The organism is Streptomyces sp. TLI_053 (assembly GCF_900105395.1).
Classification (GTDB): Bacteria; Actinomycetota; Actinomycetes; order Streptomycetales; family Streptomycetaceae; genus Kitasatospora.
On record NZ_LT629775.1, the window covers coordinates 4167735 to 4192732 of the forward strand.

The following is a 24998-nucleotide window of genomic DNA, read 5'->3' on the forward strand; positions in this document are numbered from 1 at the left end:
GACGTCGGTCACATCAATACTCCGTCCGAAGACACGGAACAAGCCCCGACAGCCCATTACACAGTGTGGCGATGATCGGACCGTACGTTGGGCGGGTGGAGCAGAGCATCCGTACCCAGCCGCCAGGGCCCAGACGCCGACCGCCGAACGGCGCGGCCGGGGCCGCCGTCCCCGGGCCGGGCCGCGCCCCCGGAAGCACCGGCGGACCGGCCGTCCGGCCCACCGGGAAGGCGCCCGCCAAGGCCGCCGGGAAGTCGGGCGGCAAGGCCTCCGGGCGGTCGGCGGGCCGGGGCCCCGATCCCGGTTCCCGGCTACGCCCCGTGTCCGGCCCGCCCGTGCTGCGGGCCCGGATGGCGGGGCGGCTGTACGGGCGGCGGCGCAGCGGACGGCCGACCCGGCTGACCGCGGTCGGCGCCGGGGTGGCCGCGCTGGCGGCGACGATCACGGTGGCCGGCCTGGACCGGCTGGTCTTCGGCGGGCTGGGGCTGCTGTTCGGGCTCGGCTATCTGCTGATCTGCTTCCAGCTGGCGGTCCGGGTCCGGTACGCCGACCTGCTGGCCGCGCCGATCAGCGGGCCGATCGCCTTCGCCGCGGCGCTGCTGCTGTTCGGCCCGGTCACCTCCTCCGGGGTGACGGCCCAGGTGGTGGCGCTGGCGACCAACCTGGCCACCCGGGCCGGCTGGCTGTTCTCCGGCACGGGGCTGGCCGCGGCGATCGTGCTGGCCCGGTTCGTGGCCCAGCGCCGGATCCACCGCGCGCGCTGAGGGGAGGCACCGTTCCCGGTGGCCTCCCCCCGGCGCGCGTGACGGCGCGTGTGACGGCGAACGGGCTCAGCCCGCGGCCCGGGCCGCCGCCATGGCCGCGCCGACGATGCCGGCGTCGTTGCGCAGCTCCGCCGGAACCACCCGGGCGCCGCGCTCGCGCAGCAGCGGCAGGAACTTCTCGTGCTTGCGGCTCACCCCGCCGCCGATCACGATCAGCTGCGGCGAGAACAGCATCTCCACCAGGTCCAGGTACTCGTCCACCCGGCCCGCCCACTGCCCCCAGCTCAGGTCGTGCCGCTCCTTGGCCGCCGAGGAGGCCCGCCGCTCGGCGTCCTTGCCGCGCAGCTCCAGGTGGCCCAGCTCGGTGTTGGGCACCAGCGTGCCGTCCACGAACAGGGCGCTGCCGATGCCGGTGCCGAAGGTCAGCACCAGCACCACGCCCTCCTGCCCCCGGCCGGCGCCGTGGGCGGTCTCGGCGAGGCCGGCCGCGTCGGCGTCGTTGAGCACGACGGCGGGCAGGTCGAGTGCCTCCCGGAACAGGCCTGCCGCGTCCAGGCCGATCCAGCCCTTGTCGACATTGGCGGCGGTCCTGGTGTGCCCGTCGACGACCACGCCGGGGAAGGTCAGGCCCACCGGCCCCCGGTGGTCGAAGTGGCGGACCACCTCGCGGACGGCGGCGACCACCGCCTCCGGCGCGGAGGGCTGCGGGGTGAGGACCTTGTGCCGCTCCTGCGCGAGCACACCCCGGCCGAGGTCGACGGGGGCACCCTTGATGCCCGATCCGCCGATGTCCACACCGAATACCGCCGTCATCCCGACCGCCCTCCGACCGAACGTTGTCCACAGGCTGTGCATGACCGTGCCTGACTGTCCACAACTTACGAGAGCCCGCCGGGCCCCGCACAGCGGAGGGCCCGGCACCCCGTCGGGTACCGGGCCCTCCCCCGGGCTCAGGTGCGTTACAGCTTGCCCGCGGCCTCGGCGCGCAGGTCGCGGCGGAGCTCCTTGGGCAGCGAGAAGGTCAGGTGCTCCTCGGCGGTCTTGACCGTGGAGACCTCGTCGTAGCCGCGGGCGGCCAGCCACTCCAGCACGCCGTCGACCAGGACCTCCGGCACCGAGGCGCCACTGGTCAGGCCGACCGTGGTGACGCCGGCCAGCCACTCCTCGCGGATCTCGTCGGCGAAGTCCACCAGGTGGGCGGCCTTGGCGCCGTACTCCAGGCCGACCTCGACCAGGCGGACGGAGTTGGAGGAGTTCTTGGAGCCGACCACGATCAGCAGGTCCGTCTCCGGGGCCATCTGCTTGACCGCCACCTGGCGGTTCTGGGTGGCGTAGCAGATGTCGTCGCTGGGCGGGCTGACCAGCAGCGGGAAGCGCTGCTTCAGCTCGCCGACGGTGGCCATGGTCTCGTCCACCGACAGGGTGGTCTGGGAGAGCCAGACCACCTTGGACTCGTCGCGCACCTGCACCTTGGCGACGTCCTCGGCGCCGTCGACCAGGTGGATCCGGTCCGGCGCCTCGCCCATGGTCCCGATGACCTCCTCGTGGCCCTCGTGGCCCACCAGCAGGATGTCGTAGCCCTCGTCGGCGAAGCGCACGGCCTCCTTGTGCACCTTGGTCACCAGCGGGCAGGTGGCGTCGACGGTGGCGAGCTTGCCGGCCCGCGCCTCGTCGTGCACCGACGGCGCGACGCCGTGGGCCGAGAAGACCACGATCGAGCCCTCGGGCACCTCCTCCGTCTCGTCGACGAAGATCGCGCCCTTCTTCTCCAGGGTCTGCACCACGTACTTGTTGTGGACGATCTGCTTGCGGACGTAGATGGGCGCCCCGTACTGCTCCAGGGCCTTCTCAACGGCGATCACGGCGCGGTCGACGCCCGCGCAGTAGCCCCGGGGGGCGGCGAGCAGGACACGGCGCTGCGCGGTGTTGGAGGACATGGCTCCATCGTACGGGCGGAGCGGAGCCGCGCCGACGGGAGTCGCGTTCCCGTCGGAACCGGTCGCGGGTGCTCAAATGTGGAAGCTATGAGCGAGCGAGCCGGGCCGGACGGGCCCGACGACGACGGACCCCGCGGCGAGCTGCGGCGCAGCCTCGGCGTCCGCGACCTGGTGGTCTACGGGCTGCTGTTCATCGCGCCGATGGCGCCGGTCGGCGTGTTCGGGGTGCTCGACGCCAAGAGCCACGGCGCGGTCGCCGCGGTCTACCTGGTGGCCACCGCGGCGATGGGCTTCACCGCGCTCTCGTACGCGCAGATGGTGCGGGCGGTGCCGCGGACCGGTTCGGTGTACGCCTACGCGCGGGCCGGGCTCGGCGAGGGGGCGGGCTTCCTGGCCGGCTGGATGGCGCTGCTGGACTACCTGCTGATCCCGGCGGTGGCCTACCTGTTCTCCGGGATCGCGCTGCACTCGCTGGTGCCGGACGTCCCGCGCTGGGTGTGGACGGCGCTCGCGGTGCTGGTGACCACGGCGCTGAACCTGGCGGGGGTGCGGACGGCGGCGGTGGTGGGCCTCGTGGTGCTGGTGGCGGAGCTCGCGGTGCTGGCGGTGTTCGTGGTCGCGGCCGTGGTGGTGCTGGTGCGGGACGGCGCGCAGCGCGGCTGGGCGACGCCGTTCACGGCGGTCGGCGGCTTCTCCGCGTCCGCCGTGCTCTCGGCGGTCTCCGTGGCGGTGCTGTCCTACCTGGGCTTCGACGCGATCGCCACCTTCGTCGAGGAGGCCGTCGGCGCCTCGGCGGCGGTGGCGCGGGCGGTGCTGTGGTGCCTGGTGCTGTCCGGTCTGCTGTTCGTGGCGCAGACCTGGCTGGCGGCGCTGCTGGAACCGCTCTCGCCGGGGCAGCTGGCGGCGGACCCGGCGGCGCAGGGGTCCGCGTTCTACGACACGGTGGAGGACTCGGTCGGGCACTGGCTGCACGTGCTGGTCGCGGCGAGCAAGGCGGTCGGCGCGGCCTTCGCCGCCCTGGCCGGGCAGGCGGCGGCCGGCCGGCTGCTCTTCGCGATGGGCCGGGACGGGCGGCTGCCGCGCTTCCTCGGCGCGGTCGACCCCGGTTCGGCGGTGCCGCGCCGGGCGCTGCTGGTGTCGGCGGCGATCACCCTGGTGGCGGCGGTCTGGGCGGCGGACCGGGACGACGGGCTGGACCGGCTGACCTCGGTGGTGGACATCGGCGCGCTCACCGCCTTCACCCTGCTGCACGCCTCGGTGGTGGGCTGGTACGTGGTGCGGCACGGCTCGCGCGACTGGGGCCGACACCTGGTGGTGCCGGTGCTGGGCGTGCTGGTGATCGGCGCGGTGGTGGCCGAGGCGGCCGGTTCGGCGCAGGTGGTGGGGCTGGTCTGGCTGGCGGTCGGCCTGCTGGTGGTGGCCGTCCGGAGCGGTTCCGCTGTCGGCGGGCGTCGCTAGTCTCGTAGGCATGGCCAACCCCAGCTCCCCCGAAGCGCCGCTCCCGGTCGGTAAGGTCTCCGCGCTGATCGGCGGCTGGATCGACCGGCTCGGCGCGATCTGGGTGGAGGGACAGATCACCCAGCTCAGCCGGCGGCCGGGGGCGGGCGTGGTGTTCCTGACGCTGCGCGACCCGCAGGCGGACGTCTCGCTGACGGTGACGTGCTTCCGCTCCGTCTTCGACCAGGTCGCGGACGCGGTGCAGGAGGGCGCGCGGGTGATCGTGCACGCGAAGCCGGAGTGGTACGCGGCGCGCGGCCAGCTCTCGCTGCGGGCCTCGGAGATCCGGCTGGTCGGCCTGGGCGAGCTGCTGGCCCGGCTGGAGCAGCTGAAGCGGCGGCTGGCGGGCGAGGGCCTGTTCGCGGCGGACCGCAAGAAGCCGCTGCCGTTCCTGCCGCAGTGCGTCGGGCTGGTCACCGGGCGCGGCTCGGCGGCGGAGCGGGACGTCCTGGAGAACGCCAGGCGGCGCTGGCCCGCCGTCCGCTTCGAGATCCGCAACGTCCCGGTGCAGGGCGTCAGCGCGGTGGAGCGGGTGAGCGAGGCCGTCCGGGAGCTGGACGAGCACCCCGAGGTGGACGTGATCGTGGTGGCCCGGGGCGGCGGCAGCGTCGAGGACCTGCTGCCGTTCTCGGACGAGGGCCTGGTCCGGCTGGTCGCGGCCGCGCGGACGCCGGTGGTGAGCGCGATCGGGCACGAGCCGGACCAGCCGCTGCTGGACTTCGTCGCCGATCTGCGCGCCTCCACGCCCACCGATGCCGCCAAACGGGTGGTTCCGGACGTCGGGGAGGAGCTGGCGAAGGTCCGGCAGCTGCGGGACCGGGCGCGGCGGTACGTGCTGGCCCGGGTGGAGCGGGAGCGGCACGGGCTGGACGGGGTGCGCAGCCGGCCGGTGCTGGCCGCGCCGCAGCGGATGCTGGACGGGCGGGGCCAGGAGGTGGCCGGGCTGCTGGAGCGCTCCCGGCGCACCCTGAACCACCGGCTGGAGCACGCGCAGAGCGATCTCGGGCACACCCTGGCCCGGGTGGTCGCGCTCTCCCCGGCGGCCACCCTGGAGCGCGGGTACGCGGTGCTGCAGCGGCGGGACGGCACGGTGGTGACCGATCCGGCGCAGGTCGCGGCGGGCGAGGGGCTGCACGCCCGGGTGGCGGGCGGCGGCTTCGACGTCACCGCGGACGGCGGCGGACGGGAAGCGGCGGCCGGCGGCCCGGTCGACGGCGGCGCGGCGGCCGGCGGCACGGCGGGCCGGTAGCGACGGGCGGGGCGCGCTGTCGGTCCGGCCCCCTACGCTGGCTCCCATGGCAGACGAGGAGCAGAGCACGGCGGCAGCGGCCGTGGAGACGCCGACCGCGGACGACGCGCTGGGGTACGAGCACGCCCGGGACGCGCTGCTGGAGGTGGTCCGGCAGCTGGAGAACGGCGGCACCTCGCTGGAGGAGTCGCTGGCCCTGTGGGAGCGCGGCGAGCAGCTGGCGAAGGTGTGCCAGCGCTGGCTGGACGGCGCGCGGGCCCGGCTGGACGCCGCGCTGGCCGCCGAGGAGGGCGCTCCGCCGCAGGGGTGACGCAGGTCACGTGCGGCACGGGGAACAGTTGAATGTTCACCCATGTTGGGAACGTCTGACCGGCTGCGGCCGGTCACCGCAACAAAGACGACCCCCCAGCTTCTTCCTCCCCCGAGGTGTACTGACATGACCACCGACGCCCTGGTTCTCGACGCCGCCGCCCAGGACCTGCTGTTCCGCGAGGCCCGCACGGCCAACTCCTTCACCGACGAGCCGGTCTCCGACGAGCAGGTCCAGGCCATCTACGAGCTGGTCAAGTTCGGCCCGACGGCGATGAACCAGCAGCCGCTGCGCGTCGTCCTGGTGCGCTCGGCCGAGGGCCGCGAGCGCCTGGTCCAGCACCTCGGCGAGGGCAACAAGGCCAAGACCGCCGCCGCCCCGCTGACCGCGATCCTCGCCGTGGACAACGAGTTCCACGAGGAGCTGCCGACCGTCTTCCCGCACTTCCCGGCCGCCAAGAGCTACTTCGCCGAGCGCCCGGTCCGCGAGGCCTCGGCCGCGATGAACGGCGCCCTGCAGGCCGGCTACTTCATCATCGGCGTGCGCGCCGCCGGCCTGGCCGCCGGCCCGATGACCGGCTACGACGCCGAGGGCATCAACAAGGAGTTCTTCACCGACGGCGAGCACTCGGTGCTGGCCGTGGTGAACATCGGCAAGCCGGGCGAGAACGCCTGGTACCCGCGCTCGCCGCGACTGGCCTACGACGAGGTCGTCACCACCGTCTGAGTCGGCACCGCCCGGGCCACCACCGCCCGGGCCACCGCCGTCCGGGCCGGCACCGCCCGAACCGGCACACCCGGATCACCGCCGGCCCGGGCCCGGACGGCACGAGGGCCCCGCACGCACCGCGTGCGGGGCCCTTCGGCGTCCCTGCCCGGCCGCCCCCGGAGCGGAGAACTCCGCTCCGGGGGCGGGAACCGGACTACTTCAGCGCCCGTGCCAGCTCCGCCAGCTCCTCGTAGGAGGCGGTGCCGGTCAGTACGGTGGTGGCGCCGCCGGTCTGCACCGTGATCGCCCGTGCCTTGGGGCCCTGCACCCGCTCCCAGGTCTGCCCGGCGATGTCCTCGGTGCCGTCCGGCTTGCCGCCGGCCACCGTCGCCTTGAGCACGTCGTCACGCGCGATGTCGCTCTGCTCCACGGCCGCGTACTGGCCCGAGGGGGTGACGAAGCCCAGGTGCCAGGCGTTGCCCTTGCCGTTGTTGGTCGCCGCCGCGTTGTACGTCACCGAGGTGGCCCGCCACTTCGGCGACAGGCCGTCCGGGACCAGCAGCGGGTACGGCGCGGCGCGCTTGGCGCTGGCCGCGGCCACCCTGTAGTCGACCGGGCGCACCCCGTCGCCGTCCGCGTCGTGCGGCAGGAACAGGTACCCGACCCAGACCACGACGCCGACGGCCAGCATCGACAGGACCATGTCCCGTACGGTCTGCCGGCCCCTCATGCCCTTGCTCTCTCCAGCCACCCCCACATGGTGACTCATGCCGACACGATCGCCCGCACCCGGGGTGGCCGCGTCGGCGCGCGGAGGGCGAAAGCCGCCCCCGTCGGCCCGTGGAGGGACCCGCGCCACAGACAGTCATGTCGTGGGCAGATACGATCGCAACACCCTCACCACGGCGTTCGACCAGGCAGTAGTCGGGCGCTCACTGGCCGTCGCGTACAGAGAGGTAACGACGATGACCACGCAGTACCCGCACAACCTCCCCAGCTCCCTGGAGGTCGCGCCCGAGGCTCCCGACCGGAACCTCGCGCTCGAACTCGTCCGGGTGACCGAGGCCGCGGCGCTCGCCGCCGGCCGCTGGGTCGGCCGTGGCGACAAGAACGGCGCCGACGGCGCCGCCGTCCGGGCCATGCGCACCCTCGTCTCCACCGTCTCGATGAACGGCGTCGTCGTCATCGGCGAAGGGGAGAAGGACGAGGCTCCGATGCTCTACAACGGCGAACGGGTCGGCGACGGCACCGGCGCCGAGTGCGACGTCGCGGTGGACCCCGTCGACGGCACCACCCTCACGGCCAAGGGCATGAACAACGCGGTGGCCGTCCTGGCGGTCGCCGACCGCGGCACCATGTTCGACCCGAGCGCCGTGTTCTACATGGACAAGCTGGTCACCGGGCCGGAGGCCGCCGACTTCGTCGACATCACCGCCCCGCCGGCCGTCAACATCCGCCGGGTCGCCAAGGCCAAGGGCATCGCCGTCGAGGACGTCACCGTCGTCGTCCTGGACCGCCCGCGCCACGAGGGCCTGATCCGGGACATCCGCGAGGCCGGCGCCCGGATCAAGTACATCTCCGACGGCGACGTCGCCGGAGCCATCATGGCCGCCCGCGAAGGCACCGGCGTCGACCTGCTCATGGGCATCGGCGGCACCCCCGAGGGCATCATCGCCGCCTGCGCGATGAAGTGCATGGGCGGCGTGATCCAGGGCCGGCTCTGGCCCAAGGACGACGCCGAGCGGCAGAAGGCCGTCGACGCCGGGCACGACCTCGACCGGGTGCTCAGCACCGACGACCTGGTCAGCGGCGAGAACGTGTTCTTCGTCGCCACCGGCATCACCGACGGCGAACTGCTGCGCGGTGTGCACTACCGCCAGGAGACCGCCACCACCAGCTCGCTGGTCATGCGCTCCAAGAGCGGCACCATCCGCGAGGTGCACGCCACCCACCGGCTGTCCAAGCTGCGGGCCTACAGCGCGATCGACTTCGACCGCGCCAACTGAACCACCCCGTGACCGGGCCGCCCATCGGCGGCGCGGACCACGGCGGCACCACCGCAGCACACGACGAACCCGCGGCCTCGGCGAAATCCCCCTTCGCCGAGGCCGCGGGCGTGACCGGGCGCCTGCCGGGCGGGTGCCGGTCCGGGCGCCGGAGCCCCCGGCCCGGTGCCGGGGATCACCCCGCGATCCGGCCCCTCGCCCCCGGCACCCGGACCGGCTCGCACAGCTCGACGTCCCGCCGGCGGCGGCGCGCCAGCACCACCCGGCGCTCGGCCGCCGTCAGCCCGCCCCAGACCCCGTAGGGCTCCGGCTGCGCCAACGCGTGCTCGCGGCAGGCCAGCAGCACCGGGCAGCGGGCACAGACCTGCTTCGCCTGCTCCTCGCGCGACAACCGGGCCGCGGTCGGCTCCTTGGAGGGCGCGAAGAACAGGCCCACCTCGTCCCGCCGGCAGGCCGCGGCGGTGTGCCACGGGCTGTCCTCGCCCGCCGGCTGCGCCGGGGGCCGCTCCAGCAACTGCGCCGCGGCCGCGGGCGAGGCGGCGACGGACGGCCGCGCGACCGGCGACGGGGCGGCCGGCGACGGGACGGCGGACGAGGTGGTGCGGGGCTCGATCGGATGCAGCACGGCCGTACTCCTGACGAGGCTCTCGGACACGGGGAAGCTCGCTCCCCTGCCCGGCTGCGGGGTCCCCGTTCACACCCGGGCCGGCCTCAGGCCGCCTCCGGTACGCAGCCGTACAAGAAGCGATGTGCCAGAGGAACTACCCCACGGCGCCGGGATTCATGCACACTGCACGCAACCGACTACAGCGTGCACCCGACACAACGACGAGTGCCCGGCCGGGAGTTGTCCCCGGCCGGGCACCGGACCGGCCGCCGAGCGGCGGAGTCCCCCGTTCCGAATGCGCCGCGGCGGACCGCCGGACCGTTCCGTCCGGCCGCCGGGCCCGCGGGCTCAGTCGGCGCCGAGCTGCTTGCGCACCCACTCCTTGAGCTTCTTGCCCCGGCGCGGCTTGGCCTCGCAACCGCCGAACACCGCGGTGCCCTTGACCCGCACCACCGGCGCGTACGGGTCCGCCGCGGTCTGCTCCTTGACGTCGAAACCGCCGAAGATGCCGACACCGCCGCCGTGCAGGCTGACGTTCTCCGGCACCTTGATCTCCACTCCGCCGAAGATCGCCACCACGTCGATCACCACCTCGGGCGACTCGAACACGGCGTCCGTCAGGTCGATCTCGACCCCGCCGAAGATCGCCACCGCGCGCAGGTTCGACCCCACCCGCCAGCGGCCCTTGCGGGACGAGCCGCCGAAGACCGCCAGCATGGTCGGCGCCTCGTTGCGGGCCGGCAGCCGCACCGGGCCGTCCGGCCGCGGGGTCGCCGCCGGATCGCCCGACGGCGACTTCTCGAAGGAGATCCCGCGGTGCACCGGGAGGTCCCGGGTCAGCGGCACGAGGTCCCCCAGGGTCTTGGCCGCGTACGCCGCCTCGATCCGCTCGGCGTGCTCCTCGACGTCCAGGCGCCCCTCGGCGTAGGCGTCGCGCAGCAGCTCCGCCACTCGTTCGCGGTCGGCGTCCGAGGCGCGGATCTCGGCCTCCGCCACCGGGGCGTGCTCGGCTCGGGCGGGCGGCGTCGCCCCGGACTTGGTCATCGGTACGGCCCCCCGGCCCTGATCGTCCATCCGCTGGTCCTGCGGGTCCTTCGACGGCGAGTTCTCCACGGGCCCAGCCTAGTCAACCGGGCAAGCCCCTCCCCCACCGGCGGGTGACCCCGGTCACGCAGGCTGACCTTCCCTCGTGGGCGATTCCCGCGCGTCCTACCCTTGAGGGTGCTTTCGCCCTCCAGGGTGCTTCGCCGACGCAGCCGGAACACTGGCAACACTGGACATCTAAGGACCGCCCCCATGGCTCCCACGCCGGACTTCGAGTACAGCGACCTTCTTCCCCTGGGCGCTGACCCGACCCCCTACCGCAAGCTCACGTCCGAGGGTGTCTCCACCTTCGAGGCCGGCGGCCGGACCTTCCTCCAGGTCGAGCCGGAGGCCCTGCGGCTGCTCACCGCCGAGGCGATGCACGACATCTCGCACTACCTCCGGCCGGCCCACCTCGCCCAGCTGCGCCGCATCCTGGACGACCCGGAGGCCAGCCCCAACGACCGCTTCGTCGCGCTGGACCTGCTGAAGAACGTCAACATCTCGGCCGGCGGCATCCTGCCGATGTGCCAGGACACCGGCACCGCGATCGTCATGGGCAAGCGCGGCCAGAACGTGCTGACGTCCGGCGGCGACGAGTCCGCGATCGCCCGCGGCGTCTTCGACGCCTACACGAAGCTCAACCTGCGGTACTCCCAGATGGCCCCGGTGACCATGTGGGACGAGAAGAACACCGGCAACAACCTGCCGGCCCAGATCGAGCTGTACGCCACCGACCGCGACGCCTACAAGTTCCTCTTCATGGCCAAGGGCGGCGGCTCGGCCAACAAGTCGTACCTGTACCAGGAGACCAAGGCCATCCTGAACGAGGCCAGCATGCTCTCGTTCCTGGAGCAGAAGATCCGCTCGCTGGGCACCGCCGCCTGCCCGCCGTACCACCTGGCCATCGTGATCGGCGGCACCAGCGCGGAGTTCGCGCTGAAGACCGCCAAGTACGCGTCCGCGCACTACCTGGACCAGCTGCCGACCTCCGGCGACGCGAAGACCGGCCACGGCTTCCGGGACCTCGAACTGGAGGCCAAGGTCACCGAGCTGACCCAGAAGATCGGCATCGGCGCCCAGTTCGGCGGCAAGTACTTCTGCCACGACGTGCGCGTGGTCCGGCTGCCCCGCCACGGCGCCTCGCTGCCCGTCGCGATGGCCGTCTCCTGCTCCGCCGACCGCCAGGCCCTGGGCAAGATCACCGCCGAGGGCGTCTTCCTGGAGCAGCTGGAGACCGACCCGGCCAAGTACCTGCCGGACACCACCGACGACCACCTCGACGACGACGTGGTGCGGATCGACCTCGACCAGCCGATGTCCGCGATCCGCGCCGAGCTCTCCAAGTACCCGGTGAAGACCCGGCTCTCGCTCACCGGCACCCTGGTCGTCGCGCGCGACATCGCGCACGCCAAGATCAAGGAGCGCCTGGACGCCGGCGAGGGCATGCCCAAGTACCTCCAGGACCACCCGGTCTACTACGCCGGCCCGGCCAAGACCCCCGAGGGCTTCGCCTCCGGCTCCTTCGGCCCCACCACGGCCGGCCGGATGGACTCCTACGTCGACCAGTTCCAGGCCGCCGGCGGCTCCATGGTCATGCTCGCCAAGGGCAACCGCTCCAAGCAGGTCACCGACGCCTGCGCCGCGCACGGCGGCTTCTACCTCGGCTCCATCGGCGGCCCGGCGGCCCGCCTCGCCCAGGACTGCATCAAGAAGGTCGAGGTCCTGGAGTACGCCGAGCTGGGCATGGAGGCGGTCTGGCGGATCGAGGTCGAGGACTTCCCGGCCTTCATCGTGGTCGACGACAAGGGCAACGACTTCTTCCGCGAGACCACCGAGGGCCCGCTGATCACCAGCCTGCGGGTCCGCTCCAAGGAGTAGCGCCCGCCGGGGGCGGGCCCGCCGGCCCCCGACGCTCCCGCCCGACCCACCGCCCCGGCCGCCGCCCGCGCCGCGCCCGGGGCGGTGGCGCGTCCGCGTCCGGCTCGACATCGCGCGTCAGGCATCAGACGTCAGGCGTCAGGCATCAGGCGTCGAAGTCGTACTCCAGGACGTAGGAAGCCGCGTCCAGGATCATCTCGTTCAGCTCGACGACCTGGCCCTCGTCGGCGAAGGCGGTCCGGCAGATGAGGATCACCGGGGTGCCGGCGGAGAGCTCCAGCCGGACGGTCTCCTCGGCGGCCGGCATCCGGGAGCGGACCTCCTCGCGGAAGTGCACCGGCTTGGCGCCGATCTCGGCCAGCCGGGCGTAGGTCCCGCCCGGGCCGGTGTCCTCACGGGTGATCGCGGTACCGGCCACGAGTCCCGCGGGCAGGTACGAGGTCGACAGCAGCACCGGTTTGCCGTCCAGGACGAAGCGCCGGTGCCGCACGCACATCGGCTCTCCCGGGTCGACGCCGAGCACCCGGGCCACGTGCTCCGGCGCGCCCCGCTCGGTGACCGACACCTGGTCGACGACCAGGGTGCGGTTGTCGATGTCGGCCGACCATATCGACCGGCCCGAGCCCCACTGGCCCTGGGCGAGCCGCTGGATCCCGCGCCGGCGCAGCGGCCGGAAGTCCCGCACGAACACCCCGGCCCCGCGGCGGGCCTCGGCGATGCCCTCGCTCTGCAGCACGCCGAGTGCCTGACGGGCGGTCATCCTGGCCACGCCGTAGACGTCCATGAGGTCGTTCTCGCCGGGCAGCCGGTCGCCCGCCCGGTACTCGCCGGCGTCGATGGCCGCCTTCAGCGTGTCGGCGATCCGTTGGTACTTGGGCTGCTTCTCGCCGCTGCTGCTGCCGACCATCGCCTTCTCCCTCGTCCCTCTCGGAAATCGTAGGCGCGCCCGCGGCCGCCGGTAAGCCGATAGGACCGGCTGGACCGTTGACATCTCTAGAGATATTAGCTTCTCTAGAGATGCTGGGTAGTCGCCGAGCAGAGCCGAACCAGAAGCCAAGCCACGACAGCGACCAGGGCCGGCCACCACCGTCGCCGCGCCCGCACCGGAGCAGCAAGGAGCAGCGCGGTGAGCATCCGAAAGCGCGCCGCCGCGGCCTACCGGCCGCGCGTGGGGGAATCCGTCCTCGACAGCAGGACCGGACGCACCGGCATCTACATGGACACCATCGGCGGGGAGCACTACCTCCGCCCGCCCGAGGGCGGTTGCGAGTGGACCGCCCGCCCCGAACACGTCGGCCCGGCCGGTCCGGCCGGGGCCGGGAGCGCCGGCGCCGCCGACGCCGACCCCGTCGACCCGAGCAGACCCGCCGGGCGCGCCGACCCGACGGCGACCGCCCCCGCCCACGCGGCCTGACCCTTCGCCCGGCGGGGCAACCCCGGCGGCGAATTCCGGCCACCGGGTCCGCGCGCGGACCGCTCGCCGCCGTGGCGGCCGGCCCTCGGGGAGGGTCGTGCGGACATGTGCCGGCGGCAATTGCCGACATTCTCGGCAAAGGCTCCGGCGGCCGCAGCGGTACAACTCGTGAACGCGACAACACCCGGATCGACTCGTATACACATGGGCGGTTTCCGCCGGTATCAGTACCGAATTGCCCCCGGGAATCCCGCCCCGCGGAGCGAGGGGCCGCCGGTGGCCCGACGCGCGAACGCCCCGCACCGCCGGTGGCGGGACGCGGGGCGCTCGGGTGGCCTGTGGGACTACGGGTGACCGGCGATGATTCCGGCGGAAGCGCCGGTGGCGGTCACGAGGTAGCCGGTGGTCACCACGATCGTCGAGACGGCGACGACCGCGAGGCGACGGAAGTGCTTCACGGATGTTCCCCCCGGAACTGCTGATCGACGCGCTTACGGGTGCGCGGCGATGATGCCCTGCGGCTCGCGCTTCTGGCCGGGCTCGGCACCGTCGGCCTTCGCGGCCTCCACGATGTACTGGCCTTCGTCGCCGAACTCGTCGTCCAGCAGGTCGGCCTTGTGGTCGGCGCTGGGCTCGGCGTACTCGGCCGGGTCCGGGGTCGCCGCGATCGCGCCCTCGACGGCCTGGCCGGCGACGGCCTCGACGGCCGGCTCGGTCGACACGGGGGTCGCGCTCTCGTTGTTGGCCATGGGCGGGCCGCCTTTCGGTCATCAAATGTCGTGTGCCCCACCGGTTCGGCGCGGGCACGGAGTCAGTATCGTAGGGTTGATTAAATGTCCGATAAACATCGTGCGGCTGACCGTGCCGTCCGGCAGAGTCGGCCCCCCGCCTAAGCTGAAGCCACCACAACGGCGGAACCGCCGAGCGCCCTACCGGGAAATCGACACCAGGCCATCGGGGGACTACATGGAGTTTCGGGAGACGCCGCCTGCTCCGGCGCTGCGCTTCCAGGTACTCGGTCCGGTCCAGGCCTGGCTCGACGGCAGGCAACTCGCCCTCGGCTCCCCGCAGCAGCAGGCCGTCCTGACCATGCTCCTGCTGCACGCCGGCCGCCCGGTCACCACCCAGGACCTCGTCGACGGGCTCTGGGGCGACCGGCCGCCCACCCAGGCCGTCGCCGCACTGCGGACCTACGTCTCCCGGCTGCGCACGGTCATCGAGCCCCGCCGCGAGGTGCGCCGGCCCGCCGAGTTCCTGGTCTCGGTCGCCGACGGCTACGCCCTGCACATCCCGGCCGAGGCCCTCGACGTCATCGTCTTCGAGAACCTCGCCGTCGAGGCCGCGACCGCCCGCGGCGCAGGGGACCTCGACAACGCCCACCAGTTGCTGGTGCGCTCGCTGGCGCTGTTCGCCGGCCGGCCGCTCACCGGTGTCCCCGGCCCGTACGCGGACTCCCAGCGGCTGCGGCTCGCCGAGCGCCAGGTCTCGGTGGCCGAGGAGCGCTGCGCGGTCGCGCTCGACATCGGCCTGCACGCCGAGGTGGTCGGCGAGCTGAACGCGCTCACCGCCGAACACCCGCTGCGCGAGCGGCTGCGCGAACTGCTGATGCTCGCGCTGTACCGCTGCGGCCGGCAGGCGGAGGCGCTCGGCGTCTACACCGACACCCGGAAGCTGCTGATCGACGAGCTGGGCGTCGAACCGGGCACCGGCCTCTCCGCGATGCACTCCCGGATCCTCGCCGCGGACCCGGCGCTGGTGCTCCCGGCAGCCCCCGCGCCGACGCCCACCGCCCGGGAGGAGAACCCGGCGCCCCCGCCGGCACCGGCCCAACTCCCGGCCGACGTCTCCGACTTCAGCGGCCGGGCGGAGATGGTGGCCGACCTGTCGGCCGTCCTGATGAGCGCCACCGGCCAGGCCGTGGTGGTCACTTCGCTGGCCGGCATCGGTGGCGTCGGCAAGACGACCCTCGCCGTGCACGTCGCCCACCGGGTCCGCACGGAGTTCCCGGACGGGCAGCTCTACGTCGACCTCCGCGGCGCGGGCGCCTCACCGGCCGACCCGGCCGTGGTGCTCGGCGACTTCCTGCACGCGCTCGGCGTCACCGAGAACCCCGACTCGCTGGAGCAGCGCGCCGCCCTCTACCGGTCGCTGCTCGCCAGCCGGCGGATGCTGATCCTGCTCGACAACGCCCAGGACGCCGAGCAGATCCGTCCGCTGATCCCCGGGGTCTCCAGTTGCGCGGTGCTCGCCACCAGCCGCTCCCGGCTGGCCGGCATCCCCGGCGCACACCTGGTGGACGTCGAGGAGCTGACCCCGGAGGAGGCGCTGGCCCTCTTCTCCACGATCGTCGGCGAGCAGCGGATCGCCGCCGAGCCCGAGGCCGCCATGGCCGTGGTGACGGCCTGCGGCTTCCTGCCGCTGGCCGTCCGCATCGCCGCCGCCCGGCTCGCCAGCCGCCCCCGGTGGAGCGTCTCGGACCTGGCCCGTCGGTTAGCCGATCAACGGCGGCGCCTGGACGAGCTGCAGCTCGGCAACCTCGCCGTGGAGACCACCATCGGGCTCGGGTACGGACAGCTGTCCCCCACCGAGGCCCGGGCCTTCCGCCTGCTCGCGCTGATCGATTCGCCCGACTTCCCGCTGGCCGCGGCCGCCGCGCTGCTGGGCACCGACGAGCGGACGGCCGAGGACGTCGCCGAGGCGCTCGTCGAGGCCAACATGCTGGAGTGCTTCACCCCGGGCCGCTACCGGTACCACGACCTGCTGCGGCTCTACGCGCAGCGCCGGAACGAACGGGCCGGCGACACGGAGCAGCAGCACGCCGCGGTGCGGCGGCTGCTGAACCTGCTGCTGCCCACCATGTACAACGCCGCCCGGGCGATCGAACCCGACGACCAGCTGCCCGAGCCGCTGAGTCCGCCGGACGGTCCCGGACTGCCCCTGCCGACCAGCGACGCCGCCCGGGAGTGGCTCCGGACCGAGAACGCCGTCCTGCTCAGCTCGGTGGAGACCGCGGTCTGCGGGCCGAGCGAGCTGCGACGGCCCGCGGTGGACCTGTTGATCCTGCTGTACAGCCTCGGTGCCGACCCCACCCAGGGGCCCCGGGTCCGCTCGATCCTGGAAGTGGCGGACCGCAACGCCCAGGCGACCGAGGACACCGCCGGACTCGCGCGGGTGCACTTCGCGATCGGCACCCTGCAGTCCGTCACCAACGACTTCCAGGGCGCGGAGCGTTCGCTGCGGCGGAGCCTGGAGTTCCAGACCAGCGGCGACATGACGGTCCTCCGTTCCGCCGCCACCAACACCCTCGGCATCATCCTGAGCATCGGCAACCGCCCCGCCGAGGCGCTGCCGTTCTTCGAGCAGGCGCTCGCGATCAGCCGGGTGGTCGGCGCGCCGATCGGCGAGGCCAGACTCATCAGCAACATCGCCCGCGTCCAGCAGCGGCTGGGGATGACCGACGTCGCCGTCAGCTCCGCCAGTGAGGCGGTGGCGGCCGCGCGGGCCTCCAAGAACGGCCCGTGCCTGGCCGACACGCTGTACCAGCTCGGTGTCGTCCTCGCGTCCGGCGAGGCGGTCGACCATCTGCGGGAAGCGCACAAGCTGTACCAGGCCCAGCAGAACCCGCTCTGGGAGGGCTACACCCTCGCCCGGCTGTCCTCCTCCCTGCTCTCCGCCGGCCAGCAGGCCGAGGCGGCGGAGACGGCCGAGGAGTCGCTGGCGATCGGGCTGGAGATGGACTCCGCCTACTGCCAGGGCCTGGCGAACGCCGCACTGGGCGAGGCGCTGCTCGGCCTCGCCCAGCCGGCACGCGGACTGGCGTGCCTGCGCGAGGCGCACGCCGTCTTCACGCGGCTCGGTGTGCCCGAGGCCTCCCCCGTGGCGGACCTCATCTCCCAGCAGCACACCGAGCCCTTCCCTCCCCCCGCGCCGTAGGGCCCCGTTCCCCCGTACTTCCCCCCTGGGGTCCTCCCCGTGAGCGTTCGGTGCTCCCGCAGCCCCCCGGCTGCGGGAGCACCTTCAACGCTTCCCCGGCGCTGGACTCCACTGTGCACTGGGCCGATTGACGTTCGATAAACGTCGGATTGCCGGCCCTCGGGCCGACGTTCTCGCAGGTCAGCGGGGTCGCATCGGCCCGCCGCGCGGCGTGCGCGCCCCGGACGCACCCCCTCCGCCCGCGCCGCGTGCTTCCGGGGAGGGGGGTCCTGTCGGCCAACCGCCACGAGTTGGCCGAAAACGGACCCCACGGCGGAGTGATCACGCATATTCTCGGATTCCAGTACACACACAAGTGCACTTCTCCGGTGGAGCATCCGGCAAAAGGCAGCGCGGCGGCGCTCCCGCAGTGCAGAGTGTCCCTGTGCAAAGAGTCTGTGCAAAGTGTCAGAGTGCAGTCAGCGTGGCAATGCAGTCAGTGTGACGCGGGGAGCGTGACGTACCGCCACCGGCAGCGGGCCGGCGGGGCAGCGCGGGCGCCGGGAGGAGACGGCGGTCCTGCCTCGCGCCTCGACCGGCCGACCGGAGGCCCGGCCGAAAGGTGCCTCTCAATCGTGACGACCGGACAGATATCGGATCCGTTCCCCATCGACGAGGACGCGGGCGGCGGTCCCGACGTCCTGCGCCGCCGGGCCGCACGCGCCCTGCAGGCGGTCGCCTTCGACACGATCGGCACCGGTTACGCGGAGGCGTTCCCCTCCAAGCACGGTCAGCTGGCCTGCGGGCGCCGGCTGCTGGCCCGGCTGGAGCCGGGTGCCCGGGTGCTGGACGTCGGCTGCGGCAGCGGCGAACCGACCGTCCGCCAGCTGGTCGCGGCCGGGACACGGGTCACCGCCGTCGACCTGTCGGACGTCATGCTGACCCTGGCCCGGGAGGCCCACCACCCCGGCCCGCACCCCCCGGCCCTGCACCGGATCGACATGTACGACCTCGCGACCGAACGCGCCGACTCGGCCTGGAACCTGCCGGAGCTCGGGCCCGCCGGGCGGGGCACCTTCGACGCCGTCACCGCGTTCTTCTCCCTGATCCTCCTCCCCAGGACGAGATCCCGACCGTGCTGGCCCGGCTGCGCGCCCTGCTGCGTCCCGGCGGACTGCTGGCGCTGGGTATGGTCGAGGCGGACCTGGACCACGTTCCGCTGCCCTTCCTCGGGCGGGAGCTGCGGATCAGCGGGTACCTGCGGGAGGATCTCGAACGGGTCCTGCTGGACGCCGGGTTCGTGATCGAGGAGCAGGAGGGGCGTCCGTACGCGCCGGCCAGCACCACCCTGCCGCCGGAGGAGCAGCTCTTCCTCCGCTGTCGGCGGGTCGGCTGACGGCCGGTCGGCACCCGCCGGACCCCGGCGGCGCCGGCGGACCGGAGCACGACCGCACACCACAGAGCAGCAACAGGCCCCAGACCGTACCGATCCCAGGACAGGCACCCGTGCGCGACCAGCTCAAACCCGAGGCCGGACAGCCGCCTGCCCTGCCCATCCCGCGCCGACCGCCGTCACCCCCGCCACCACCGGCCCCGGCCGGCGGCCGGCAGCCGGAGCAGTTGCCCGGGCCGCCGGACCGGGTCGCCGAGCGCCTCGCCTACCTCGACTCCGCGACCCGGCGGATCAACAGCGCGCTCGACCTGGCCGCCACCCTGCGCAACGTCGGTCGGGTCCTGGTCCCCGCCCTCGCCGACGCCGCCGTCGTCCATCTGCGCGACCCGCTGCCCAACGTCGAACGCGAGCCCGGCTTCCCCGAGCAACTGCGGATCCACCACAGCCAGGGCACCCGGCTGGGCCGACGCGGCCGCCCGGCAGGCGACGACCAGCGCGACCGCTACGGGGACCGCTACGGCAGCCGGTACGGCGCGCGTTCCACCGCCGACCCCGGCCCGGCCACCCCGGTCACCCGCGGCGGCGCGCTCGCGCACACCCTGCTCAGCCGGCGCCCCGCCGAACCGTTCGTGCTCGGATCCGCCGAGGACAGCGGCAGCGCCCGCACCACCGAGCTGCTGCGCGAGCTGTACGGCGCCCGGGGCCTGGCCAGGCTCAGCCCCGGCACCTCGGTGCTCGCCCTGCCGCTGCGCGGCCGCAAGGCCGTGCTCGGCCTGCTGGTGCTGATCCGGCGCCCGCAGGACAAGAGCGGCCGGCCGGGCTTCGACGCCGCCGACACCGCCACCGCCACCCACCTCGCCACCCAGGCCGGGCTGGCCGTGGACACCGCGCTGCGGTACGCCCGCGAGTGGGAGATAGCCAACGAGCTCCAGCGCAGCATGCTGCCGCTGCGCCTGCCCCAGCCGCACGGCGTCCGGCTCGCCCAGCGCTACCTGCCCGGGGAGCGCGGCGCCCAGGTCGGCGGCGACTGGTACGACGCGGTACCGCTGCCCGGCAACCGGGTGGCGCTGATCGTCGGCGACGTGATGGGCCACTCGCTCACCTCGGCCGCCATCATGGGCCAGCTGCGCACCAGCGCGCAGACCCTGGCCGCGCTCGACCTGCCGCCGCACGAGGTGCTCTACCACCTGGACGAGCAGGCCCAGCGGCTCGGCCGGGAACAGCACCTGGCGACCTGCGTCTACGCCGTCTACGACCCGATCGCCAACCGGGTGGTGCTCGCCAACGCCGGCCACGTGCCACCGGTGCTCGTCCAGCCGGACGGCACGGCCGAACTGCTCGACCTGGAGGCCGGGGCGCCGATCGGCGTCGGCGGGGTGGACTTCTCCTCCGTCGAACTGCCCGCGCCGCCGGGTTCGGCCCTGCTGCTGTTCACCGACGGTCTGGTGGAGACCCGCAGCCGGCCGCTCAGCGACGGTCTGGAACTGCTCCGCGCCCGGCTGTCGGGCACCCTGCGGCACGCACCCGAGCACCTCTGCCAGGAGGCGCTGCGGATCCTGCCGCCGGGGGACCGCGGCGACGACATCGCCCTGCTGGCCGCCTGCTTCGACGGCATCCCGGCCGGGGACGTCGCGCACTGGTACCTCCAGCCGCGCAACGAGACGCCGGGGCGGGCACGCAGGCTCGCCGCGCACACCCTGCGCCGCTGGGGGCTGGAGGAACTCACCGAGGCGACCGAGCTGATGGTCAGCGAGCTGGTCACCAACGCCGTCCAGCACGCCACCCGCCCGGTGACGCTGAGCCTGGTCCGCACCACCCGGCTGCGCTGCGAGGTCGGGGACGACAGCCCGCTGCTGCCCCGGCCGCGCCGGACCGGGCCGGAGGACGAGCGCGGACGGGGCCTGCAGATCGTGGCCCGGTGCGCCGAACGCTGGGGAGCGACCCGGCTGGGCACCGGCAAGGTGGTCTGGTTCGAGCAGCGGCTGCCGTGACGGACGGGGGCCGCCCCGGCAGCACCCTGCCGTGGCGGCCCCCGGTCCGTCGGACGCTCAGACCCGCTCGGGCTGCTTCGCCCCCGGGTCGGCGGCGGCCGCGCCGGCCGCCGGCTCCAGCCGGGCCATCAGCTGTTCGCCCTCCATGTCCACCCGCGGCACCACTCGGTCCAGACTCTTCGGGAACCACCAGGCGGCCCGCCCGAACAGCGTCATCGCGGCCGGCACCAGGGCCATCCGGACCACGAAGGCGTCCACCAGCACCCCCACCGCGAGCGCGAACCCGATCGGCTGCACGATCGGGTCGTGGCCGAAGACGAACGAGCCGAACACCGCGACCATGATCAGCGCGGCCGCCGTGACCACCCTGGCGCCGTTCCGCACCCCGGCCACCACCGCCTCGCGCGGCTCCGTGCCGTGCACGTGGTGCTCCTTCATCCCCGAGACCAGGAACAGCTCGTAGTCCATCGCGAGCCCGAACAGCACACCGATCAGCAGGATCGGCACGAAGCTGACCACCGGGCCGACCTTCGGCACGTCGATCAGCCCGTCCAGCCAGCCCCACTGGTAGACCGCGACGACGGCGCCGAGCGAGGCCGTGATGGAGAGCAGGAAGCCGGCCACCGCCTTCAGCGGCACCAGGATCGAACGGAAGGCCAGCGCCAGCAGCACCAGCGCGATGCCCACGATCACCGCGACGAACGGCGGCAGCGCGTCGCTCAGCTTCGCGGAGACGTCGATGTTGGCCGCCGTGGTGCCGGTGACGTCGATCCGCGCGCCGGTCTCCGCCCGGAGGGCGTCGCGCTGGTCGCGGATGTCGGTGACCAGCTGCCGGGTGTCGGCGTGGTCCGGGCCGGTGTTCGGGATGACCGGGACGAGCGCGGTGCGGCTCGGCCCGTCCATCTGCGGCGGGAGCAGTGTCCGGACACCGGGCAGCGCGCCGAGCCGCCCGGCCACGTCCTGGACCGCCTGCTCCGGCTGCGCCACCCCGGCGGCGTCGACCACCACGACCAGCGGCGCGTTGAAGCCGGGGCCGAAGCTGTGGTCCACGAGGTCGTACGCGGTTCGGGCGTCGGTGCCCTTGGCCTGCGAACCGCCGCCCGGAAGGCCGAGGGTGAGGCTCGCGGCGGGCACGGCCAGCGCGAGCAGGGCGGTGAGACCCACCAGCAGTACGGCGAGCGGACGGCGCACCACGAAGCCCGCCCAGCGCTCGCCGAGCGTCGTGCGCCCGGTGGTCCGGCGCCGCCGGACCGGCAGCCGGTCGATGCCCCGGCCGGCGAAACCGAGCACGGCGGGCAGCAGCGTGATCGCCACCAGCACCGCGACCACCACGGCAGCCGAGGCGGCCAGGCCCATCACGGTCAGGAACGGCACCCCGGCGACGGCCAGCCCGGCCAGCGCGGCGACGACGGTGAGACCGGCGAACACCACCGCGCTGCCGGCGGTCGCGTTGGCGCGGGCGGCGGCCTCCTCCGGCTCCAGGCCCTCGGCGAGGTGGCGCCGGTGCCGGGACACGATGAACAGGGCGTAGTCGATGCCGACCGCCAGGCCGACCATCAGCGCCAGCACGGGCGCGGTCGAGATGACCTCGAAGGAGCCGGCCACGGTGAACACCCCGGCCATCGCGATCCCGACCCCGACCAGCGCGGTGACCAGCGGGAGCCCGGCCGCGACCAGCGACCCCAGGGTGACCACCAGCACCAGCCCGGCCACGATCAGGCCGATCACCTCGCCGCCGTCGACCTGAGCCATCTTGTTGTAGGCGTCGCCGCCGAAGGCCACCGTGACGCCCGCCGCGCGCGCCGGGTCGGCCGCCGCCCTGACGGCGTCGCGCTGCTGGTCGGTGATGTCGCCGAGCTTGCTGTCGAAGGAGACCAGGCCGAGCGCGACCGTGCCGTCCGGGGAGATCGCGCCGGTGGCGTACGGGTCGGGGATGCCCGCGACACCTGGCACGGCGGCGATCCGGGCGACCGCCTCGCCCACGGCCCGGGCGTTCCCGGGGGCGGCGATGCCGCCGGCCGCGTCGCTGCGGAAGACCACCTGGGCGGAGCCGTGGCCCTGCGCCGGGAAGGTGTCCTTGATCCGGTCCAGAGTGGCCTGGGCCTCGGTCCCGGGGACCTTGAACTCCTCGGTGGTGCTGCCGCCGAAGGCCGCGGCGCCGCCGCCGATCGCGATCAGCAGGGCGAGCCAGACGGCGAGGACGGTTCGCCTCCGGCGGAAGCAGAGGCGGCCCAGGCGGTACAGGTACGTGGCCATGCGTGCACCTTCGATCGGATCGTGCGGGCAGGCGGGAGTGCGGTGCTCGGTCGTCCCGCTCACCGTACGCGCAACTTTGTCGCATGACAAAGTCGACCGACGCGAACATGCGACGAGATCATTCGATCCGGTTGTCCGAACATGGCGATACCCTGGCCCAATGGCTCATGTCCCGGCCGCCGAGCGGCGCCCCCAACTGATCCAGGCCGCGATCGACCTGATGGCCCGCGAGGGGATCGCCGCGGGCAGCACCCGCGCGATCGCGGCGGAGCTGGGCGTGGCACAGGCGACGGTGCACTACACCTTCGGCACCAAGAAGGACCTCTACCGGGCCGTGGTCGAGCAGCTGACCGCCGAGTTCATCGGCCAGGTCCGGGCCTCGGCACCCGAGCAGGGCCCGTTCGGCGAGCAGGTCAGGACGATGGTCCACGCCCTCTGGGACAGCGCCGTCGGCGAGGACGGCAAGTGCGCGCTGATCACCGAGTTCTCCGCGATGGCACTGCGCGACCCGGACCTGCAGGAGACCATGCGGGCGCTCCAGCACGAGATCGAGGACACCGCCGCCGCGCTGCTCACCGCGCTCGCCGCCGCGCACGGGCTGGCGCTGCCGGTGCCCGCCCGGGAGGTCGCGGTGTACTTCCTGGCCGGCTTCAACGGCCTGAGCGACCGCTACCTCGTCCTCAAGGCCGCCGGCGAGGACCCCGAGGCGGAGTCGCGCCGGGCGCTCGACCTGCTCGTCGCCACCACCGTCGGCCTCTGCCTCGGCGCGCCCGCGCGGTCCTGAGCATCCTCGCGGCCCTGAGCGTCCCCGCGGCCCTGAATCGCGGCGCGCCCTCGCGACCCCGGCCCCGACCCCGGCTCCGTCAGGACTGGACGATCCGGACCGGCAGTTCGGCCAGCACCTCCCGCAACGAGGCCGCGAAGCGGTCGTACTCGCCGCTGCGGGCCGAGCCCGGCCGGGCGGCGAGCCCGATCCGGCGGCCCGGCGCGGGCGCGGCGAAGCGGACGGCGGCCAGCCGGTCGGCGCGCCCCGCCTCGACGTCCAGCGCAGTGGCGGGCAGCAGGGTCACCCCGAGGCCGCCGGCCACCAGCTGCACCAGGGTGGACAGACCGGCCGCCCTGGTGGTCGAGCCGCCGGGGTCGACGCCGACCTCCCGGCAGATGTCGAGGGCCTGGTCCCGCAGGCAGTGGCCCTCCTCCAGCAGCAGCACGTCCAGGTCGAGCAGGACGTCCCGGGCCACGTCCACCCGGCCGGCGAGCTCGTGCTCGGGCGGGGTGACCAGGACGAAGTCCTCGTCGAACAGCGGGATGTCCCGGGTCGGCGAGGCGCCGCCGGCCGGCAGCGCGAGCAGCAGGACGTCCAGCCGCCCCGCGGCCAGGCCCTCCAGCAGCGAGGGCGTCCGCTCCTCGTGGACGTGCAGTTCCAGTTCCGGGTAGCGGTCGCGGACCAGTCGCAGCACGGTCGGCAGCAGGTACGGGGCGACGGTCGGGATGACGCCCAGGTGCAGCGGCCCGGTGAAGGGCCGGCGGGCGGCGTCCACCTCTTCGGTGAGCGCCTGCACGGAGGCGAGCACCCGGCGCGCGTGCTCCAGTACGCGCTCACCCAGTGGAGTGATCATGACTCGGCGCGTCGTACGCTCGACGAGCTGCGCGCCCAGTGACTCCTCCAGCGCCGCGACCGCCCCGGAGAGCGCCGGCTGGCTCGTACCGGTGGCCGCCGCGGCCTCCCGGAAGTGCCGGTGCTCGGCCACCGCGACGAAGGCCCTGAGCTGGGCGACCGTCGGCGAGCGGGGGCCGCGCGAGGTGGCGTTCCCCACAGTGGCGTCGGGTTTACGGGTGGGGGCCCCGCGACGGACGGGGCGGGAGGGGGGTGTGGGACTGTTGATAACTCTCTCCGATCAGTCACATCGAGTGTAGCTATTTCCCTGATCAGTCCACGATGTGGAATGGTGGAGACCGTTCCGCAAAACGGACAAACTCCCCTCGTCTC

General features: G+C 73.7%; 20 protein-coding genes and 1 pseudogene. 12 read left to right on the forward strand and 9 right to left on the reverse strand.

Annotated features, from left to right (window positions below; translation table 11 throughout):
- Window positions 1-320 precede the first annotated feature (320 nt).
- Window positions 321-764 carry a DUF6542 domain-containing protein gene (locus tag BLU95_RS42295; RefSeq protein WP_159424905.1) on the forward strand — a complete coding sequence of 148 codons (444 nt, stop codon included), beginning with the start codon at window positions 321-323 and terminating at the stop codon, window positions 762-764.
- 66 nt (window positions 765-830) lie between these two features.
- Here the strand turns inward: BLU95_RS42295 and ppgK are convergent, their stop codons facing one another.
- Window positions 831-1577: a polyphosphate--glucose phosphotransferase gene (ppgK, locus tag BLU95_RS16610; RefSeq protein ID WP_093860709.1), complete on the reverse strand. Its 747-nt coding sequence runs from the start codon at window positions 1575-1577 to the stop codon at window positions 831-833.
- Between the two features lie 146 nt (window positions 1578-1723).
- Window positions 1724-2701: a 4-hydroxy-3-methylbut-2-enyl diphosphate reductase gene (locus tag BLU95_RS16615; RefSeq protein WP_093860710.1), complete on the reverse strand. Its 978-nt coding sequence runs from the start codon at window positions 2699-2701 to the stop codon at window positions 1724-1726.
- An 87-nt stretch (window positions 2702-2788) separates the two neighbouring features.
- Between BLU95_RS16615 and BLU95_RS16620 the strand changes: the two genes are divergently transcribed.
- From BLU95_RS16620 to BLU95_RS16635, 4 genes are all read left to right on the forward strand, one after another.
- Window positions 2789-4159 (forward strand): APC family permease, encoded by a 1371-nt coding sequence (locus BLU95_RS16620; protein WP_093860711.1) that lies wholly within the window; start codon window positions 2789-2791, stop codon window positions 4157-4159.
- Between the two features lie 10 nt (window positions 4160-4169).
- Window positions 4170-5447, forward strand: a complete 1278-nt coding sequence (gene xseA / locus BLU95_RS16625) for an exodeoxyribonuclease VII large subunit (RefSeq protein ID WP_093860712.1) — start codon at window positions 4170-4172, stop codon at window positions 5445-5447.
- 46 nt (window positions 5448-5493) lie between these two features.
- Complete coding sequence (locus BLU95_RS16630) at window positions 5494-5757, forward strand: exodeoxyribonuclease VII small subunit (RefSeq protein WP_093860713.1); 264 nt, start codon at window positions 5494-5496, stop codon at window positions 5755-5757.
- A gap of 126 nt (window positions 5758-5883) precedes the next feature.
- The gene (locus tag BLU95_RS16635) at window positions 5884-6483 is read left to right on the forward strand and encodes a malonic semialdehyde reductase (RefSeq protein WP_093860714.1); all 600 of its coding nucleotides are present in this window, start codon (window positions 5884-5886) and stop codon (window positions 6481-6483) included.
- A 196-nt stretch (window positions 6484-6679) separates the two neighbouring features.
- Here the strand turns inward: BLU95_RS16635 and BLU95_RS16640 are convergent, their stop codons facing one another.
- Window positions 6680-7216 (reverse strand): DUF4245 domain-containing protein, encoded by a 537-nt coding sequence (locus tag BLU95_RS16640; protein ID WP_231978600.1) that lies wholly within the window; start codon window positions 7214-7216, stop codon window positions 6680-6682.
- 214 nt (window positions 7217-7430) lie between these two features.
- On the opposite strand from BLU95_RS16640, the gene glpX reads away from it, so the two are divergent.
- Window positions 7431-8471 (forward strand): class II fructose-bisphosphatase, encoded by a 1041-nt coding sequence (glpX, locus tag BLU95_RS16645; RefSeq protein WP_093860716.1) that lies wholly within the window; start codon window positions 7431-7433, stop codon window positions 8469-8471.
- Between the two features lie 175 nt (window positions 8472-8646).
- Here glpX and BLU95_RS16650 read toward each other — a convergent pair whose 3' ends face one another.
- Complete coding sequence (locus tag BLU95_RS16650) at window positions 8647-8985, reverse strand: WhiB family transcriptional regulator (protein ID WP_093864922.1); 339 nt, start codon at window positions 8983-8985, stop codon at window positions 8647-8649.
- 441 nt (window positions 8986-9426) lie between these two features.
- The gene (locus tag BLU95_RS16655; RefSeq protein ID WP_231978779.1) at window positions 9427-10122 is read right to left on the reverse strand and encodes a DUF1707 SHOCT-like domain-containing protein; all 696 of its coding nucleotides are present in this window, start codon (window positions 10120-10122) and stop codon (window positions 9427-9429) included.
- A 252-nt stretch (window positions 10123-10374) separates the two neighbouring features.
- Here BLU95_RS16655 and BLU95_RS16660 point away from each other — a divergent pair, with 252 nt between their 5' ends.
- On the forward strand, window positions 10375-12042 hold the full coding sequence (locus tag BLU95_RS16660; RefSeq protein ID WP_093860717.1) for a fumarate hydratase: 1668 nt from the start codon (window positions 10375-10377) through the stop codon (window positions 12040-12042).
- A 145-nt stretch (window positions 12043-12187) separates the two neighbouring features.
- Here the strand turns inward: BLU95_RS16660 and BLU95_RS16665 are convergent, their stop codons facing one another.
- Window positions 12188-12949, reverse strand: a complete 762-nt coding sequence (locus BLU95_RS16665; protein WP_093860718.1) for a GntR family transcriptional regulator — start codon at window positions 12947-12949, stop codon at window positions 12188-12190.
- A gap of 219 nt (window positions 12950-13168) precedes the next feature.
- Between BLU95_RS16665 and BLU95_RS16670 the strand changes: the two genes are divergently transcribed.
- Window positions 13169-13456, forward strand: a complete 288-nt coding sequence (locus BLU95_RS16670; protein WP_093860719.1) for a hypothetical protein — start codon at window positions 13169-13171, stop codon at window positions 13454-13456.
- Window positions 13457-13947: 491 nt separating this feature from the next.
- Here BLU95_RS16670 and BLU95_RS42300 read toward each other — a convergent pair whose 3' ends face one another.
- Window positions 13948-14205, reverse strand: a complete 258-nt coding sequence (locus BLU95_RS42300; protein WP_159424906.1) for a hypothetical protein — start codon at window positions 14203-14205, stop codon at window positions 13948-13950.
- A 217-nt stretch (window positions 14206-14422) separates the two neighbouring features.
- Here BLU95_RS42300 and BLU95_RS16675 point away from each other — a divergent pair, with 217 nt between their 5' ends.
- The 3 genes and pseudogenes from BLU95_RS16675 (at window position 14423) to BLU95_RS16685 (ending at window position 20752) form a co-directional block, all read left to right on the forward strand.
- The gene (locus BLU95_RS16675) at window positions 14423-17389 is read left to right on the forward strand and encodes an AfsR/SARP family transcriptional regulator (protein WP_159424907.1); all 2967 of its coding nucleotides are present in this window, start codon (window positions 14423-14425) and stop codon (window positions 17387-17389) included.
- A gap of 647 nt (window positions 17390-18036) precedes the next feature.
- Window positions 18037-18764: pseudogene (locus BLU95_RS16680) on the forward strand (class I SAM-dependent methyltransferase).
- Window positions 18765-18874: 110 nt separating this feature from the next.
- Complete coding sequence (locus tag BLU95_RS16685; protein ID WP_093860721.1) at window positions 18875-20752, forward strand: SpoIIE family protein phosphatase; 1878 nt, start codon at window positions 18875-18877, stop codon at window positions 20750-20752.
- 57 nt (window positions 20753-20809) lie between these two features.
- Here BLU95_RS16685 and BLU95_RS16690 read toward each other — a convergent pair whose 3' ends face one another.
- Window positions 20810-23008, reverse strand: a complete 2199-nt coding sequence (locus tag BLU95_RS16690; RefSeq protein WP_093860722.1) for an MMPL family transporter — start codon at window positions 23006-23008, stop codon at window positions 20810-20812.
- A 160-nt stretch (window positions 23009-23168) separates the two neighbouring features.
- Here BLU95_RS16690 and BLU95_RS16695 point away from each other — a divergent pair, with 160 nt between their 5' ends.
- Window positions 23169-23792, forward strand: a complete 624-nt coding sequence (locus BLU95_RS16695) for a TetR/AcrR family transcriptional regulator (protein ID WP_093860723.1) — start codon at window positions 23169-23171, stop codon at window positions 23790-23792.
- A gap of 79 nt (window positions 23793-23871) precedes the next feature.
- Here the strand turns inward: BLU95_RS16695 and BLU95_RS16700 are convergent, their stop codons facing one another.
- On the reverse strand, window positions 23872-24825 hold the full coding sequence (locus BLU95_RS16700; protein WP_093860724.1) for a LysR substrate-binding domain-containing protein: 954 nt from the start codon (window positions 24823-24825) through the stop codon (window positions 23872-23874).
- Between the last annotated feature and the right edge of the window lie 173 nt (window positions 24826-24998).

Coding starts and splice junctions, on each gene's coding strand:
- ppgK (WP_093860709.1), bottom strand. CDS start 1,577: ATGACGGCGGTATTCGGTGTGGACATCGGCGGATCGGGCATCAAGGGT.
- BLU95_RS16615 (WP_093860710.1), bottom strand. CDS start 2,701: ATGTCCTCCAACACCGCGCAGCGCCGTGTCCTGCTCGCCGCCCCCCGG.
- BLU95_RS16620 (WP_093860711.1), top strand. CDS start 2,789: ATGAGCGAGCGAGCCGGGCCGGACGGGCCCGACGACGACGGACCCCGC.
- xseA (WP_093860712.1), top strand. CDS start 4,170: ATGGCCAACCCCAGCTCCCCCGAAGCGCCGCTCCCGGTCGGTAAGGTC.
- BLU95_RS16630 (WP_093860713.1), top strand. CDS start 5,494: ATGGCAGACGAGGAGCAGAGCACGGCGGCAGCGGCCGTGGAGACGCCG.
- BLU95_RS16635 (WP_093860714.1), top strand. CDS start 5,884: ATGACCACCGACGCCCTGGTTCTCGACGCCGCCGCCCAGGACCTGCTG.
- glpX (WP_093860716.1), top strand. CDS start 7,431: ATGACCACGCAGTACCCGCACAACCTCCCCAGCTCCCTGGAGGTCGCG.
- BLU95_RS16655 (WP_231978779.1), bottom strand. CDS start 10,122: ATGACCAAGTCCGGGGCGACGCCGCCCGCCCGAGCCGAGCACGCCCCG.
- BLU95_RS16660 (WP_093860717.1), top strand. CDS start 10,375: ATGGCTCCCACGCCGGACTTCGAGTACAGCGACCTTCTTCCCCTGGGC.
- BLU95_RS16665 (WP_093860718.1), bottom strand. CDS start 12,949: ATGGTCGGCAGCAGCAGCGGCGAGAAGCAGCCCAAGTACCAACGGATC.
- BLU95_RS42300 (WP_159424906.1), bottom strand. CDS start 14,205: ATGGCCAACAACGAGAGCGCGACCCCCGTGTCGACCGAGCCGGCCGTC.
- BLU95_RS16675 (WP_159424907.1), top strand. CDS start 14,423: ATGGAGTTTCGGGAGACGCCGCCTGCTCCGGCGCTGCGCTTCCAGGTA.
- BLU95_RS16690 (WP_093860722.1), bottom strand. CDS start 23,008: ATGGCCACGTACCTGTACCGCCTGGGCCGCCTCTGCTTCCGCCGGAGG.
- BLU95_RS16695 (WP_093860723.1), top strand. CDS start 23,169: ATGGCTCATGTCCCGGCCGCCGAGCGGCGCCCCCAACTGATCCAGGCC.